This is a genomic window from Amycolatopsis japonica, assembly GCF_000732925.1.
GTDB lineage: Bacteria > Actinomycetota > Actinomycetes > Mycobacteriales > Pseudonocardiaceae > Amycolatopsis > Amycolatopsis japonica.
Genome location: NZ_CP008953.1, coordinates 1,119,088 through 1,134,614 on the forward strand (window position 1 = coordinate 1,119,088; position 15,527 = coordinate 1,134,614).

The 15,527-nt window shown below is 68.6% G+C and carries 17 protein-coding genes; 7 read left to right on the plus strand and 10 right to left on the minus strand.

The genetic code is table 11. The features are described 5' to 3' along the window. Positions 1-3: 3 nt before the first annotated feature. Positions 4-774, minus strand: coding sequence for a maleate cis-trans isomerase family protein (locus AJAP_RS05540; RefSeq protein ID WP_051972349.1), 771 nt, complete (start codon positions 772-774; stop codon positions 4-6). Between the two features lie 44 nt (positions 775-818). Continuing rightward, positions 819-1,559: a maleate cis-trans isomerase family protein gene (locus AJAP_RS05545; RefSeq protein WP_016336992.1), complete on the minus strand. Its 741-nt coding sequence runs from the start codon at positions 1,557-1,559 to the stop codon at positions 819-821. A gap of 100 nt (positions 1,560-1,659) precedes the next feature. Between AJAP_RS05545 and AJAP_RS05550 the strand changes: the two genes are divergently transcribed. Both AJAP_RS05550 and AJAP_RS05555 read left to right on the plus strand, forming a co-directional pair. Continuing rightward, positions 1,660-2,649, plus strand: coding sequence for a D-2-hydroxyacid dehydrogenase (locus AJAP_RS05550; protein WP_038508777.1), 990 nt, complete (start codon positions 1,660-1,662; stop codon positions 2,647-2,649). 8 nt (positions 2,650-2,657) lie between these two features. Next, entirely contained in the window at positions 2,658-4,034 is a 1,377-nt protein-coding gene (locus AJAP_RS05555) for an amidase (protein WP_038508779.1), read from the plus strand. Positions 4,035-4,086: 52 nt separating this feature from the next. Here the strand turns inward: AJAP_RS05555 and AJAP_RS05560 are convergent, their stop codons facing one another. Beyond that, complete coding sequence (locus AJAP_RS05560) at positions 4,087-5,307, minus strand: MFS transporter (protein ID WP_038508781.1); 1,221 nt, start codon at positions 5,305-5,307, stop codon at positions 4,087-4,089. Beyond that, positions 5,304-5,822: a winged helix-turn-helix domain-containing protein gene (locus tag AJAP_RS05565; RefSeq protein ID WP_038508782.1), complete on the minus strand. Its 519-nt coding sequence runs from the start codon at positions 5,820-5,822 to the stop codon at positions 5,304-5,306. Before AJAP_RS05565 ends, AJAP_RS05560 begins: the two co-directional genes overlap by 4 nt. A gap of 107 nt (positions 5,823-5,929) precedes the next feature. Here AJAP_RS05565 and AJAP_RS05570 point away from each other — a divergent pair, with 107 nt between their 5' ends. Next, positions 5,930-6,904 (plus strand): aldo/keto reductase, encoded by a 975-nt coding sequence (locus AJAP_RS05570; protein ID WP_051972350.1) that lies wholly within the window; start codon positions 5,930-5,932, stop codon positions 6,902-6,904. Here the strand turns inward: AJAP_RS05570 and pqqB are convergent. The 5 genes from pqqB to pqqA all read right to left on the minus strand — a co-directional run bounded on the left by pqqB (position 6,901) and on the right by pqqA (position 9,967). After that, the gene (pqqB, locus tag AJAP_RS05575; protein WP_038508786.1) at positions 6,901-7,764 is read right to left on the minus strand and encodes a pyrroloquinoline quinone biosynthesis protein PqqB; all 864 of its coding nucleotides are present in this window, start codon (positions 7,762-7,764) and stop codon (positions 6,901-6,903) included. The two genes, AJAP_RS05570 and pqqB, sit on opposite strands and share 4 nt — an antisense overlap. Next, positions 7,761-8,840, minus strand: a complete 1,080-nt coding sequence (pqqE, locus tag AJAP_RS05580) for a pyrroloquinoline quinone biosynthesis protein PqqE (RefSeq protein WP_174491997.1) — start codon at positions 8,838-8,840, stop codon at positions 7,761-7,763. Before pqqE ends, pqqB begins: the two co-directional genes overlap by 4 nt. Then, positions 8,831-9,103, minus strand: a complete 273-nt coding sequence (pqqD, locus tag AJAP_RS05585; protein ID WP_038508788.1) for a pyrroloquinoline quinone biosynthesis peptide chaperone PqqD — start codon at positions 9,101-9,103, stop codon at positions 8,831-8,833. Before pqqD ends, pqqE begins: the two co-directional genes overlap by 10 nt. A gap of 2 nt (positions 9,104-9,105) precedes the next feature. After that, entirely contained in the window at positions 9,106-9,795 is a 690-nt protein-coding gene (gene pqqC / locus AJAP_RS05590) for a pyrroloquinoline-quinone synthase PqqC (RefSeq protein WP_038508790.1), read from the minus strand. Positions 9,796-9,871: 76 nt separating this feature from the next. Further along, a complete protein-coding gene (gene pqqA / locus AJAP_RS05595) occupies positions 9,872-9,967 on the minus strand; it encodes a pyrroloquinoline quinone precursor peptide PqqA (protein ID WP_007033797.1) in 96 nt (31 codons plus the stop codon). Positions 9,968-10,221: 254 nt separating this feature from the next. Here pqqA and AJAP_RS05600 point away from each other — a divergent pair, with 254 nt between their 5' ends. Continuing rightward, a complete protein-coding gene (locus AJAP_RS05600) occupies positions 10,222-11,208 on the plus strand; it encodes a PQQ-dependent sugar dehydrogenase (protein WP_038508791.1) in 987 nt (328 codons plus the stop codon). A 51-nt stretch (positions 11,209-11,259) separates the two neighbouring features. Here the strand turns inward: AJAP_RS05600 and AJAP_RS05605 are convergent, their stop codons facing one another. After that, a complete protein-coding gene (locus AJAP_RS05605) occupies positions 11,260-12,636 on the minus strand; it encodes a WS/DGAT/MGAT family O-acyltransferase (protein WP_038508792.1) in 1,377 nt (458 codons plus the stop codon). Between the two features lie 96 nt (positions 12,637-12,732). On the opposite strand from AJAP_RS05605, the gene AJAP_RS05610 reads away from it, so the two are divergent. From AJAP_RS05610 to AJAP_RS05620, 3 genes are read left to right on the plus strand one after another with little or no spacing between them, the layout of a single operon-like run. Next, positions 12,733-13,746 carry a glutathione S-transferase family protein gene (locus AJAP_RS05610; RefSeq protein WP_038508794.1) on the plus strand — a complete coding sequence of 338 codons (1,014 nt, stop codon included), beginning with the start codon at positions 12,733-12,735 and terminating at the stop codon, positions 13,744-13,746. After that, the gene (locus AJAP_RS05615; protein ID WP_038508796.1) at positions 13,730-14,887 is read left to right on the plus strand and encodes an NAD(P)/FAD-dependent oxidoreductase; all 1,158 of its coding nucleotides are present in this window, start codon (positions 13,730-13,732) and stop codon (positions 14,885-14,887) included. Before AJAP_RS05610 ends, AJAP_RS05615 begins: the two co-directional genes overlap by 17 nt. Beyond that, positions 14,877-15,503 carry a pyridoxamine 5'-phosphate oxidase family protein gene (locus AJAP_RS05620; protein WP_038508797.1) on the plus strand — a complete coding sequence of 209 codons (627 nt, stop codon included), beginning with the start codon at positions 14,877-14,879 and terminating at the stop codon, positions 15,501-15,503. The genes AJAP_RS05615 and AJAP_RS05620 overlap by 11 nt, the downstream gene beginning before the upstream one ends. Positions 15,504-15,527: the final 24 nt, after the last annotated feature.

Here is a 15,527-nt window from a genome sequence, read left to right on the forward strand (position 1 = left end):
GGTTCAGCTGCTCCTCAGTCCGAACAGGGCGCCTAAGGTGCGGACGAGCGGGGCCTTGCCGGTGAGCCGCAGGCCCTCCCAGACGGTGACCTGGTTGGCGGTCAGCACCGGCTTGCGGAGCCTGGTTTCGAGCGTGTTGATCTCGCCGAGCGTCCGCATGGCGGTGTCGGGGACGAGCAGGGCGTCGGCGGCCGGGTGGTCGCGGCTCACCGCGAGTTCGACGACGGCTTCCGGGGCGAGTTCGCCGACCTCGGCGGCGGTGTCGATGTCCGCGCTGCCCATCGAGACCACTTCGATCCCGCCCGCGCCGAGGAATTCGACGAACAGGCGGGCGACGTCGTCGGGGTAGCTGGCGGCGACCGCGACCCGCCGGACGCCGAGGGCCTGTGCGGCGTTGACGAAGGCGAAGGAGGTGCTCGACGCCGGGACGCCGGCGACGGCGGCCAGCCGGTCGGCCTGATCGCGGGCACCTTCCCAGCCGTAGACGAAACTGCCGCTGGTGCACGCCCAGACCACCGCGTCCGGTTCGTGTTTGGCCAGCAGTGCGGCGCCGTCGGCGAGCCGGCTTTCGCTGCCGAGGTCCAGGAGCTCGGGCACGGCGTGCAGGTCGGTCCCGTAGATGTGCTCGACCGGCAGTTTGATCCCGGCCATGTCCCCGCCGAGGAGCTGTTCCGCGAGCGGGTAGTCGTCTTCGGCCGCGTGATCGGGGTAGATGAACCCGATGGTGGTCGTCTCGGACGGCGGCTCGGGTGGGGCGAACGGCGTGATGGGCACGGAACCTCCGGAGGGCAGATTGTCGACAATCGTAAGGGAAGAGGTCAGTCGACCTCCCGGAGCCACTTGCCGGGCCCGACGATCGGCAGGTTCATCCGCCGGAGGCAGGCCCACATCGTGAGCTGATTCGCGGTGAGGACGGGTTTGCCGAGCGCGCTTTCGAGTGGCTCGATCAGATCGTAGGTGGGGAGGTTGGTGCAACTGACGAAAATGGCTTCGGCGTCGGCGTGGTCGGCGGCGAGGATGCGTTCGGCGATGGTCCGGTAGCTGACCTTCCAGATGCCGCCGCCCAGGCCGAGATGGTCGCTCGAAACGGTGCGGACGCCGAGTTCGGCCAGGAAGTCGTGCAGCTTCCCGGTCAGGTCGCCGTCGTAGGGCGTCAGCACCGAGACCCGGTGGAGGTCGAGCTGATGCAGGACCTCCGCCAGTGCTCCGGACGTGGTGACGGCGTCCGTCGCGCCCGCATCGCAGATCGCCTTGGTCAGAGAACGTTCGTAGTCCACACCGTTGACGAAACTGCCGGAGGTGCACAGATAGGCGACGACTTCGGGCTCCACGTGGAGCACGTCCCTCGTGGCGGCGGCGAGATGCCTGCTGTCGCTGACGAGCTGGGCCATCTCCATGCTGACGGGCACCGGCTCGTACGGTGTGCGCGCCAGATGGAGGGAGACCTCCATGGGAACCCAGCGCCACAGCTCGCGTTCCAGGGCGAGGTCGAAGGGGGCGATCACGCCGATACCGCGCTGCGCCAACGGGCCTTCGAACTCCAGTAAGTCGAAATCCAAGTCTCAGCCTCCGGAAAGCTTCTGCTGCCACAGGTCCGGTGCTCCGGGGGTCGTTCCTCGGATTGTTGACAATCATACGAGCCACTTTTACGGTGTCAACGTGATCGCCTCGGAGACCCCTGTGCTGGCGGTGCTCTGCGGAGACACGCGCCCACCGGACATGCGCGCTATCGAAGCCGAAGCGGTGGTTCGTTACACCGACGCGGCCGGGTTGGCCGATGCGTTATCCGGCGCCGACGCGTTCTTCGTCTACGACTTCCTGTCCACCGCCGTCCCGGGCGCCTGGCACGCGGCCGACCGGCTGCGCTGGCTGCACATCGCCAGCGCGGGCGTCGACCCGGTGCTCTTCCCGGGGCTGCAGGAGAGCGACGTCGTACTCACCAATTCGCGGGGGGTGTTCGACGGGGCGATAGCCGAGTACGTGCTCGGGGTCGTCCTCGCGTTCGCCAAGGATTTCGCCCGGTCGTGGGACCTGCAGAAGCAGCGGCGGTGGAAGCACCGGGAGAGTGAACGGATCTCCGGCCGCCGGGTACTGGTGGTCGGCACCGGACCGATCGGCCGGTCGATCGCTCGGATGCTGCGGGCGGCCGGGATGTCGGTGGCGGGTGTCGGACGCCGTGCTCGTGAGGGCGATCCCGACTTCGGCGACGTGTACGCGTCTTCGGAGCTGTCTCGTCATCTTCCCGGAGCGGACTACGTCGTCGCGGTCGCGCCGTTGACCGAGCAGACCAAGGGCATGTTCGACGCGGAGGCCTTCGCCGCGATGAAACCCGGCTCCCGGTTCGTCAACGTGGGCCGCGGTGAACTGGTCGTCACCTCGGATCTGATCGGCGCGCTGCGGGACGGGTCGCTCGCCGGTGCGGCGCTCGACGTCTTCGACACCGAGCCACTGCCCGCTGAAAGTCCTTTGTGGACTATGGAGAACGTGCTGATCTCGCCGCATATGTCGGGCGACTTCGTCGGCTGGCGTAATACTCTGGTAGAGGTGTTCGCGGACAACTTCCGTCGCTGGCGCGCGGGGGAGCCGCTGCGCAACGTCGTGGACAAGCAGCTCGGATACGTGCCGTCGGAGACGCTTCGCCAAGGTTAGGGGCCGGATTGAACGACACCAAGTTGACCGCGAGCGAGCTCGTCGCCGCGTATGCCACCGGAGAGCTGTCGCCGGTCGAGGCCACCCAGAACGCGTTGCGTGTCATCGAGGAACGCGACGGTGAGACCAACGCCTTCTGTCTGGTCGACGCCGACGGCGCGCTCGAACAGGCGAAAGCGTCCGAGATTCGGTGGCGGGACGGTAACCCGATCGGCTGGCTCGACGGTGTCCCGGCGTCGATCAAGGACATGTTCCTGACGCAGGGCTGGCCGACGCTGCGCGGTTCGCGGTGCATCGACCCAGATCAGCCGTGGGACGTCGACAGCCCGGTCACCGCGCGACTGCGCGAGAACGGCTTGGTACTGCTGGGAAAGACCACGACGCCGGAACTGGCGTGGAAGGGCGTCACCGACAACACGCTGACCGGGATCACCCGCAACCCGGTCGACCCGTCGACGACGGCGGGCGGCTCCAGCGGGGGCAGTGCCGCGGCCGTCGCGGCGGGGATGGGCGAGCTTTCCGTCGGCACCGACGGTGGCGGCTCGATCCGGATTCCGGCTTCGTTCTGCGGAATCGTCGGTCTCAAACCGACACACGGCCGGATCCCGCTGTTCCCGGCGAGCCCGTTCGGGCCGCTCTCACACGCCGGCCCGATGGCGCGGTCGGTGGACGACACGGCGCTGCTCCTCGACGTTCTCGCGATGCCCGATTACCGCGACCCGGCCGCGCTCGCCCCGCCCGTCTCGACCTACCGCGAGGCCGTCCGCCGGGACGTGCGCGGGCTGATCGCCGCGTACTCGCCGACGCTCGGCTATGTCGACGTCGATCCGGAGGTCGCGGAGATCGTCAAATCGGCGGTCCAGTCGCTCGGGGACGCGGGCCTGCACATCGAAGAGGCCGATCCCGGTTTCACGGATCCCAAGCCCGCCTTCGACATCCTGTGGTCGACGGGGGCGGCCAAGTGGCTGGACACCTTCCCCGCCGGTTCGGAGAACAAGGTCGATCCCGGGCTGCGGAAAGTCTGGGAATTCGGCAAGACCTTCTCGGCGAGCGACTACCTCGGCGCCAACGCCGAGCGGGCCGCGCTGGGCATCCTGATGGGCGAGTTCCACACGCGCTACGACGTGCTGATCACGCCGACCCTGCCGATCCCCGCCTTCGAAGCCGGGCACGAGGTGCCGCCGGGCAGCGGGCTGAGCGGCTGGCCGGACTGGACGCCGTTCACCTACCCGTTCAACATGACCCAGCAGCCCGCCATCAGTGTGCCGGCCGGCCGCACCTCCAGCGGCCTCCCGGTCGGTCTGCAGATCGTCGGCCCGCGGCACTCCGACGACCTGGTGCTCGCGGTCGCGAAGCTCCTCGAGGAGGTCCGCCCCTGGCCGTGACCTGCGGAAAGGGAGCAAGGGACCTTTGCTACCACTTTCGCGGGGCGGGCGGTCAGGGCTGGGCGGCGTAGGTCTTCCGGACCAGTCCGCGCACCTGACCGCTGCACAGGGCGAGACAGGTGGCGGCCACGACCAGGGCGGCGCACGCGAGCAGGGTCGTGCTGACCCCGAAGTGCTGTGCGGCCGGTCCGGCCGCCATCTGGCCGAGCGGCAGGGCGATGAAGGAACCGAGCATGTCGTAGGAGTAGACGCGCGCGAGCTTGTCCTCGGGCACGTTCTCCTGCAGCGAGACGTCCCACGCGACCACGAACTGCTCGATCGCCAGTCCGGAGACGAACATGGCCGCGAGCAGCAACGGGAGCAAGGGCGCCTGGCCCAGGAGGATCAGCGGCGGCGCTTCGAAGAGGATCACCGCGACCCCGACGAACAGCGCGCGCCGCGGCTGCCATCGGGCCACGAGGATCCCGCCGACGAGCGAGCCGATCGTCTGCGCGGCGAGGGCGAAACCCCAGCCGGAGCGCCCGAAGCTGCTGTCGGCGACGACGGGACCGAGCACCGCGATCCCGCCGGCGATGACGGCGTTCACCACCATGAACTGCACGACCACGACCCACACCCACGTCCGTGACCGGAATTCGCGCCAGCCTTCGGCGAGTTCCGCCAGCGGGCGGCTGCCGGGGACCCGTTCCCGGCGGTCGAGGCGGATGCGCCGGTAGGACAGGGCGGAGCCCAGGAACAGGAGCGCGTTGCCGCCGAGCGCCCAGCCGGGGCCGACCGCGGTGACCAGGATGCCGCCGAGTCCGGCACCGGCGATCCGGCCGGAGTTCGACAGCAGCCTGGCCAGCGCGTTCGCCTGCGCGAGCTGCGTGGCGGGCACCGTCAGCGGGGTGAGCGACGCCGAAGCGGGTGCCGAGATCGCGGCCACCGCGCCGTTGACCACGCTCAGACCGACCAAGAGCGGGATCGACGCGAATCCACAAAGGACACTCGCGGCGATGGCGGCCTGGGTCAGGGTGGCGGCGACCTCGGTACCTTGCAGGATCACCGAGCGCGGCAGCCGGTCCGCGAGCACGCCGCCGAACAGCAGCAGAACCACGCTCGCCACCGAGCGGGCGCCGACGACGATGCCGATGTCGACGGCGGAACCGGTCAGGTCGATCACGGCGAACGCGAGCGCGAGCGGGGCGACGGCGTTGCCGAACTCCCCGAACGTGCGGCCACCGATCAGCCAGCGGAAGTTGTGCTGGCGCAGAGGTTCGCGCAGGGACGTCACGGACGCCTCATCTCGAACATCGCGACCGTCGCGCTGACCGGGATCGTGCCCCGGGTGCGGGGCGGTTTCGCGGCCGAGTGCAGCAGATCGCTCAGTTCGCGGGCGTGTTCGAGCGCCTTCTCCCAGGTCTCGCGGTCGACCCACATTTCCGCGTCGCTGATCGACCCGCGTTCGTCCGGAAGGCGGAATTCGCTGCGGCGCTTGAGTTCTTCGACCATCGCCGCGATGAGCAGCTGTTCTTCGTCCGGGTTCTTCGAGGTGAACCGCATCCCGGACTCCGGATCGTGGCGGTAGCGTTTCGCCAGCCCGCCCCGGATCCGGACCTCCTCGGCGACGTCGAGCAGCCCGGCCTCGTGCAGTCGCCGCAGGTGATAGCTGACATTCGCTTGTGTCTCACCGAGTTCGCGCGCGGCTTCGGCCGCGCTCATCGCGACACCGGTCAAAAGCGACAGAATGCGCAGCCGCACGGGATGGGCGAGGACGCGAAGCCCATCGAGGCTGGGGGAGTCGGACATGCCACGAGTATCGACTGCTGGGACGTCAACCGTCAAACAGTTATTTGGGGGTTTCGTTGGCCGGGAGAACCGGTGCGGTGATCCGATGTCTGTGCTCTGCTGGAGTCATGCGTACGACGACATTGGGCAGGAGCGGTCTCGAGGTGTCGAGGATCGCCTTCGGCACCTGGCAGCTCGGTGGGGACTGGGGTTCGTTCGACGAGGACACGGCGATCGCCGCGATCCGCCACGCCCGCGAACTCGGCGTCAACCTCTTCGACACCGCGCAGGCCTACGGTTTCGGGAAATCCGAAGCCATGCTGGGGAAGGCGCTGCGCGAGGAACTCAAGCGCGACCGCGACAACCTCGTCATCGCGACGAAAGGCGGCATCAAACCGCGCTCCGAACGGCCACGCGACTCCCGGCGCGAGTGGCTGACGCAAGGCATCGAGGACAGTCTTCGCTTCCTCGACGTCGACCACATCGACCTCTACCAGATCCACTGGCCCGACTCCGACGCCCCGGCCGAGGAGACGGCGGGAATCCTGCAGGAGTTCGTCGACGCCGGGAAGATCCGGCATGTCGGCGTCTCGAACTACGACGCCGCCGGGCTGGCCGCCTTCGACAAGACCCGGCCGGTGGAAACCCTGCAGCCGCCGTATCACCTGTTCCGCCGCGACATCGAGACCGATCCTCTGCCGTACGCTCGGGAGAACGACATCGGTGTGCTCGTGTACAGCCCGCTCGGCAGCGGCCTGCTGACCGGAGCCTTCACCCCCGAGACGACGTTCGAGAAGACCGACTGGCGGTCCCGGTCGTCGGCGTTCACCGGGGAGACCTTCCAGCGCAACCTCGCCGTGGTCGACAGGCTCAAGGAATTCGCCGCGGGCAAGGGGATCTCGGTCAGCCAGCTCGCGATCGCGTGGACGCTCGCCCAACCGGGCGTACACGTCGCGATCGTGGGCGCGCGCAAGGCGGCCAACATCGAGGCCAGCCTCGCCGCCGCCGACATCGACCTGTCCGCGGACGAGCTCGCGGAGATCGATCGTCTCACCGCCGACGCCGTTCCCGTTTCGGGCGCTAGCCCCGAAGGTGTCGCCTAGAGCTTGAATTCCTTACCGTCCAAGGGAAGGGAGGCGCCGCCGGCCAGTACGGCGGCGTGCTCCGGCGAGGCCGGGTCGATCACCGGGTTCGTGTTGTTCAGATGCGTGTACGCCCACCGCGGGCCGGGCCGCAGCTTCGCGAGACTGCCGGTGATCGGCAGATGCCCCATCGCCAGCTGGGCGCCGTCGCCGACCTCTGCCGCGGTGGCGCCCGACATCTCGTCCGGCGCGTAGAAGGTTCCGTCCAGCAGCACCAGACCGGCGTCGCGGGTGAAGTCGTCGAACCCGTCCGGCCAGCTCTTCAGGCATGGTGCGTATACGAAGACGCCGCCGGTCTGGACGTCTTCGATCCGGTACGCCACCACCCACGGTCCGTCCTCAGTGGACGAACGGGCGTACTTCGGTCGCTTGTCGCTCACGGGAAGCATGCTCACGCGGAGACCGTCGATGGAGACATCCGACGACGGCAGCCACTGCCAGCCACCGTAACCGTCGATGATCGACCGCGCGGGAAACTGTTCGGACAAGGCACCCAGAACGGCGTCCGGTGCCCACACGGGAAGGCCGCCCGCTTCCCGCAACAGGAGCAGGCCGAGGGAATGGTCGAGTTCGGCGTCGGTCAGCAACACCCCGCGCAGCGGGATTTCCCGCGGCCCCGGCCCAGCGCGCAAGGGCGGCGTGGCGAGGATCTGCGCGCGGATGTCCGGTGACACGTTGAGCAGGTACCAGCCCTCGCCGTCCGCGCTCACCGCGACACAGTCCTGGGTCCGCGGCGGCGCGTCCGAGACGCACAGCGCGCAGGCGCAGTTCCATTGCGGGAAACCGCCGCCCGCCGCGGTGCCGAGCAGGATCACCCTCATCGCGGCGCCCGCATCACGAGTTCGTCCGTTTTCGGCGGCGTGGCGAGAATGAGGTCGACGACGCCGCGATGCGGCGAGCGCGAGCACACCGGGTCCGTCGCCGCGGCGTCACCGGTGAGCTGGAACGCCTGGCACCGGCAGCCGCCGAAGTCGATCGCGCGCCGATCGCAGGTGCCGCAGGTGTCCGGCATCCAGTCCTCGCCGCGATAAGCGTTGAAGGAAGCGGATTCGTACCAGATCCAGGCCAGCGGCTTGTCCCGCACGTTGTCGAATTCCAGGGTCTCGATCGCCGTCGACGCGGGACACGGCAGCACGTTGCCGTCGGGCGCCACCGTCAATTGCCGCGCCCCCCAGCCGTACATGCACGGCTTCGGGTACTGCTCGTAGTAGTCGGCGACGACGTAGATGATCTCCATCCGGCCGCGCAGCCGTTCGGTGGCCGCGCGCACGATCGGTTCGGCCTCGTCGAGTTGCCGCCGGGTCGGCATCAGGGCGTCGCGGTTGCGCAGGGCCCAGCCGTAGTACTGCGTATTGGCCAGTTCGAGCCGGTCCGCGCCCATTTCCTCGGCGAGGTCGATGATCCCGGCGAGCTGGTCGTGGTTCTGCCGGTGCAGCACGACGTTGACCGAAAGCGGCAGCCCCGCCTTCTTGATCAGTTCGGCGGCGACCAGTTTCCGGTCATGGGCCCGAGCGCCGGCGAGCCGGTCCGCGCGGTCGGCGGTCGCGCCCTGGACGGAGAGCTGGATATGCGCGATGCCGCGTTCGACGAGATCGTCCAATCTGGACTCCGTCAGGCCCAGCCCGGACGTCACCAGATTGACATAGCAGCCCAGTTTCGTGGCGTGCTCGACCAGGATGGGCAGATCCGGCCTGGCGAGCGGCTCGCCGCCGGACATGTGCACCTGGAGCACGCCGAGTTCCCGCGCCTGCGAGAGTACGGAAAGCCATTCCTCTGTGGACAGTTCGCCGTCACGGGCGATCAGCTCCACCGGATTCGAGCAATAGGGGCAATGCAGCGGGCAGCGATGGGTCAGCTCGGCCAGCATGCCCAGCGGTGCCGCGGTGTTCAGGTCCATTCGACGATCCGCCGATCTCCGAGCCGGGACAGGACGTCCAGGATTTCTTCCTCGCGGACACCGGCGTAGCGCTTGCTCAACGCCGATGCGATCCCCGCGACGTCCTCGACGCCGTCGCAGAGGGAAAGTACGGCCGCCGCCGTGGCATTCGGGACGAGCACGCCTTCGGGGAACAGGAGGACGTGCGTTTCCCTGGTCTGGTCGTAGCTCAGCCGGACCCCGCGCCGCAGCCGCGGCACGGAGCCCCTTTCGAGGATGGTCATGGCTACTCCTTGGCCGCCGCGCGCTCGATGGCGTCGAGCATCGACCACAGCACGTCGGTCTTGAACGACAGCGCGGCGATCGCCTTCTCCTGCTGCTCACGGGTGACGGCGTGCCGCACCACGATGTCGAGCGTTCCCTTGCCCTCGCCGGAGACCTTGTCGATGCGATTGGTGAAGTAGGCGAGGTCTTCCGGGGCGATCCACGAATAGTTCGCCAGCATGTCGGCGACCCGCCGCTGCATGAGATGGCCGGCGAACATTTCGGTCAGCCCCGAAGCGACCGCTTCGAGCCAAGGTTTCGTGCGGGCGAAAGTCACGTAGGCGTCGACGGCGAACCGTACGCCGGGCGCGACGTGCCGCTGATCGAGAACCTCTTCGCGGTCGAGCCCGACCGCGGTGCACAAACGGAGCCATCGCTCGATTCCGCCGTCCCCGGCCCGCGCCCCGTCGTGGTAGACGATGCGGTCGAGCCATTCGCGGCGGATCTCCGGCAGCGGGCAGTTGCTGATGATGGCCGCGTCCTTCTGCGGGAGCACACATTGGTAGTACCAGCGGTTCGCGGCCCAGATCTTCAGTTCGTACTCGGACAGGTCGCCTTCGTGCATCCGCACGTGGAACGGGTGCGTTCCCCAGTAGCGATGCGAAAGCCCGCGCAGAGCCGCGATGAACTCCGACGACGACATGACGGACATCGGGCTGCCTCCAACGGCTCGCTGATCGGGACGGCGGCGCGGTGGTGGGGGACGGCCCCCACCACCGGATGCGGATTCAGTCCTCCATGCGGGCCGCGTAAGCGGTGACCTCCATGGGGGTTTCGTACTCGACGAAGTCGGGCGTGGTCCATACCTCGATGGTTTCGATCATTTCCGCTCCTAACGTCCACATGGGATCGAACCGGGCCGAGCCCCGCCACCCTAGAAGCGCGCCGCCGATTTCCGGAGCTATTTTGTAAAGTTTCCTACCTATGGCGGATCGTGCCGCCCGATTCGTCACGCTCGGCGCACACAACGGTTAACAGCCCGCGTGCCCGATAGCCCGTCCAGTGGTGTCCGTTTCGTTATGTTGTGTGTTTCTATCCAACTCAACGGGGCTCCAGGGGTAGTTGAAGGAGGCGTCCCATGTCCTTACGTCGTACTCTCGCCGCCACGTTCGCCGCGGCGACGGCCGTGTCGATCGCGGCCGTCCCGGCCACGGCCGCCGAAGCGCCGTCCGTCCAGGCGATCAGACAGCTCGCGAGTGGCCTGAACCAAGCCTGGTCGATCGACTTCCTGCCCGACGGCACCGGCCTTTTCACGCAGAAGGACGCCAAGACGATCAGCAAGATCGACAAGGCGGGCAAGGTCACCACGGTCCAGACCATCCCCGGCGTGAGCGTCACCGCGGAGGCGGGCCTGCTCGGCATCGCCGTCTCGCCGAAGTACGCCACCGACGAGACGGTCTTCATCTACTACACGACCAGTTCCGACAACCGCATCGCCAAGCTGAAGCTGGGCCAGCCGCCGACGCCGATCGTCACCGGCATCCCGCGTGGTTCGCAGTACCACCACGGCGGGCGGATCCGGTTCGGGCCGGACGGCTACCTCTACGCGGGGACCGGCGACGGCCAGAACGGCGCCAACGCGCAGAACAAGAACTCCCTCGGCGGCAAGGTCCTGCGCGTCACCACCGACGGCGCCGCCGCGCCCGGCAACCCGTTCAACAGCCGCGTCTACTCCTACGGCCACCGCAACGTCCAGGGGCTGACCTGGGCGAACGGGCAGCTGTACGTCTCCGACATCGGCGCGAACAAGCTCGACGAGCTGAACAAGATCGAGCCGGGCAAGAACTACGGCTGGCCGACCTGCGAAGGCCCGTGCAACACGGCGGGGATGACCAACCCGGTCAAGTCCTGGCCGACGTCCTCGGCGACGCCGAGCGGGCTCGCGGCCTACAAGGGCTCGCTGTACATGGCGTCGCTCAAGGGCGGCACGTACAAGCTCGACCTGAACGGCAACGGCGGAAAGCTCTGGACCAACCTCGGCCGCACGCGTGACGCGACCGCCGGCCCGGACGGCCAGCTGTACACGATCACCCCGGGCGGCCTGTACGTCTCCGACGGCAGCTAGCCCCCGGCGCGTTCAGCCCTCTGGATGCGGTGGTCCACCGCATCCAGAGGACTAAACGCGGGGCAGGGAGACCGCGTGTTCCAGTTCGGCGAGCGCGGTGTCCAGATGGGTCAGGATGCGCTGCAGATGCGGGACGCTGCGGCGGCAACCGGTGACGCCGAAGTCCAGGTTGTCGCCGTTGCTGGTCAGCGTGATGTTCAGCGCCTGCCCGTCCAGCAGTACCGACGCCGGATAGATGCCGTCGAGCGACGCGCCGTTCCAGTACATCTGCTTGCGCGGCCCCGGCACGTTGGAGATCACCAGGTTGAACGGCGGTTTCGTGTTGTTCACGAAGCCGGGGATCGGGGACACGCCGAGCTGGGCGACGTTGATCCCGGACAGCAGCAGCGTCTGCAGCGGGGTCAGCTCCGAGAAGAGCTTCTTGCCGTTCCGCATGGACGCGTTGATCGTCGCGAGCCGCGCGGCCGGATCGGTCAGATGGGTGGCGAGGTTGCACAGCAGCGCGCCGATGTTGTTCCCCGCCGCGTCCCCACTGTCCTTGCGCCGCAAGGAAACCGGGACCATCGCGGTGAGCGGCGCGTCGGGGAGCGCGTTCTGTTCGATCAGGTAGTCCCGCAGCGCGCCCGAGCACATCGCGAGGACGACGTCGTTGCGCGAGACCCCGGCGGCGGTCGCCACCTTGCGCACCCGGTCCAGCGACCACGACTGCGCGGCGAACCGCCGGGCCCCGCCGATCGGCACGTTCAGCATCGTCTTCGGCGCCTGCGCCGGCAGCGTGAGCGTGTGTTCCTGGAACGCTTCCCGCGCCACCTTCATCGCGGCGGGCGCGATCCCGGCGAGCTGGTTGACCGTCTTGCCGAAGGTGCTCAGCATCGAGGGCGACGCCTTGCCGTTGCGGCCGCCGTCCGGTTTGGCGCGCCGCCCCCACGGCGGCGGGCAGTCGAGGTCGGCCGGGTCGTCCGACAGCGTGCCCTGCAGATGCCGCAGCGCCGAGACACCGTCCATCAGCGCGTGGTGGATCTTGCTGTAGATCGCGAACCGGCCGTCCTGCAGACCCTCGACCAGGTGGATCTCCCACAGCGGGCGGTGCCGGTCGAGCAGGGTGCTGTGCCAGCGTCCGGTCAGCTCCAGCAGTTCGCGGACGCGGCCGGGCTGGGGCAGCGCGGAATGGCGGAAGTGGTAGTCGAGTTCGAGTTCGGTGTCGGTCGACCAGGCGAGGTGGCCGGCGGTGTTGACCGGCCGGGCGGGACGGCGCCGGAACACCGAGCGCATGTTGTCGGACTCGAGCATGCTCTTGCGGATGTCGCGAAGATAGTCGGGACCGGCGCCCTCGGGTTTCTTGAACAACTGCAGACCGCCGACGTGCATCGGATGTTCGCGAGTCTCCACGAGAAGGAACATCGAATCGGTCACGGGCATGAACGGCATCGTCGGGACCACCTTCCGCGCGGCGGCGTGCGAACACGCCGGGTGCCAGAGTCTACGCACACCGAAACCACCATCTCACGCTTTAGGGTGGCTCACATGACGATCCCGACCGATCCGCAGACGGGTGAGTTCCGTCGGTCCGCCAACCATTTCGACGCGCGTGTCACCGCCGACGGCCGCGACGGCTGGCCGGTGGAGGCGGGGAGATACCGGCTGGTGGTCAGCCGGGCCTGTCCCTGGGCGAGCCGCGGGCTGGTCGTCCGGCGGTTGCTCGGTCTCGAATCCGCGCTGAGCGTGGCCGTGGCCGACCCGATCCAGGACGAGAAGAGCTGGCGGTTCACCCTCGATCCCGGCGACCGGGATCCGGTACTCGGGATCAAGTACCTCGCCGAGGCCTATCACGCGGCCGATCCGCACTACATGGGCGGGATCAGCGTTCCGGCCATTGTGGACATTCCGAGCAAACGGCTGGTGAGTAACGACTATCCCCAAATCACCCTCGATCTGTCCACCGAATGGACCAGCCTCCACCGGCCCGGCGCGCCCGACCTCTACCCAGAGCGACTGCGCGGCGAGATCGACGACGTCAACGCAGGGGTCTACGCCGACGTCAACGCGGCCGTGTACCAAGCCGGTTTCGCGACCAAGCAGGCCGCGTACGAGGACGCCTACACCCGCCTCTTCACCATGCTGGACGTGCTTTCCGAACGGCTCGAAAAGCAGCGCTACCTCGTCGGTGACACGATCACCGAAGCGGACATCCGGTTGTTCACCACGCTCGTCCGCTTCGACGCCGTCTACCACGGGCACTTCAAATGCAACCGGAGCAAGCTGGCCGAGCTGCCGGTGCTGTGGGCCTACGCCCGCGACCTCTTCCAAACGCCGGGCTTCGGTGACACCGTCGACTTCGACCACATCAAGCGGCACTACTACGCGGTGCACGAGCAGGTGAACCCGACGCGGATCGTCCCCTTGGGACCGGACCTGTCCGGCTGGACGACGCCGCATCACCGGGAGCAGCTGGGCGGGCGCCCGTTCGGTGACGGCACGCCGCCGGGACCGCCGCCCGAGGACGAACGGATCGGGGACACGGATGGAGTCACTGCCTGAACGCACCGACGTCGTCGTGATCGGCGGCGGCATCATCGGGGTCGCCTGCGCGTACCGGCTCGCCGCCGCCGGGGTCTCGGTGCTGCTGCTCGAACGCCACACCCTCGGTGCGGGCTCGACGGCGAAGGCGGCGGGCGGGATCCGGTCGTCGTTCACCACCCGGGTCAACATCGAGATCGGGCTGCGCGGACTGGCCGAGTACGCGTCCTTCGCCGAGACGTACGGGACCGAGATCGACTTCCGCCGCGACGGCTACCTGTACCTGGTCACCGACCCCGCCGACCTGCCCGAGTTCGAGCGCTGCGCCGAACTGCAGAACTCCTACGGCGTCCGCAGCCGTCTCGTCGAGCCCGCCGAAGCGCGGCGGTTCTCCCCACTGATCGACACCGAGGGCGTGGTCGCGGCGCTGTGGTCGCCGGACGACGCCAAGGCGACTCCGGACTCCGCGGTCCAGGGCTACGCGCGGGCGGCCCGCGGGCACGGCGCGGTGCTGAAGACCGGCGTCGAGGTCGTCGGGATCGAACGCGACGGCGACGAGATCACTGGTGTCCGGACCTCGGCCGGTTTCGTGCGGACGGACGCGGTGGTCTGCGCCGCGGGCGCGTGGTCGGGACGGATCGGCGAGCTGGCCGGTGTCGACCTCCCGGTGCGGCCATACCGGCGGCAGGTCGTGTTCACCGGCCCGGTCGCGGATCTGCCCGGGCGAGTGCCGCTGACCATCGAGATGCCCTTGGCGTTCTACTTCCACCGCGAGGGCCTCGGCCTGGCGATGTCCTTCTGCGACGGTGACGGTGACCCCGGCTTCGACACCCGTTATCAGCCGGGCGAGTGGCTGCCGAAACTCGCCGAAATCGCCGCGCGCCGGGTGCCCGCCGCGCTCGGCGCCGGGATCCGCGGCGGCTGGGCCGGGCTGTACGAGGTGACCCCCGACCGCAACCAGATCGTGGGGGAAAGCGTCCACCTGTCACGGTTCTTCTACGCGACGGGGTTTTCGGGACACGGGTTCCAGATGGGCCCGGCCGTGGGGGAGCTGGTGCGGGACCTCTACCTGGGGCGGGTCCCGGCCATCGACATCACCGGGCTCGACGTCCGCCGGTTCGCCGGCGACCGGGCCGTGACGAGGGAGCACAATATTGTCTGAGTTCGTCGAAGTCACCACCGAGGCCGAGCTGCGCGAGATCCTGCCGCCGCCGCTGGAGCGGACCGCGAACAAGGCGCGCCCGAAGCTGCACGAGATGGACCGGCAGTGGCTCGCGGAGTCGCCGTTCGTGCTGATCGCGACCTCGGCGGCCGACGGCACCTGCGACGTTTCGCCGAAGGGCGACCCGGCCGGATTCACGCTGGTGCTGGACGACACGCGGATCGCCATCCCGGAGCGGCCGGGCAACCGGCGCGCCGACGGGTTCCACAACGTGCTGTCGAATCCGCACGTCGGGCTGATCTATCTCATCCCGGGCCGTGGCGACACGCTACGGATCAACGGCCGCGCGCGGCTCGTGCGGGAGGCGCCGTTCTTCGACGACATGATCGTGAAGGGCAGCAGGCCGAAGCTCGCGCTGGTCGTCGACATCGACGAGATCTTCCACCACTGCCAGAAGGCGTTCATGCGGTCGAAGCTGTGGTCGCCGGAGACCTGGACGCCCGACGCGATGCCGTCGCGGGCGGCGATCGCGAAGACCTTCGAGCGGCCGGAGGAGAGCATGGCCGACCTCGAGGCGTACTACGAGCCGGGGCGATACGCGGCGGGCCTGTACTGAGGCCCGCGCGTTGGTTGCTGGATC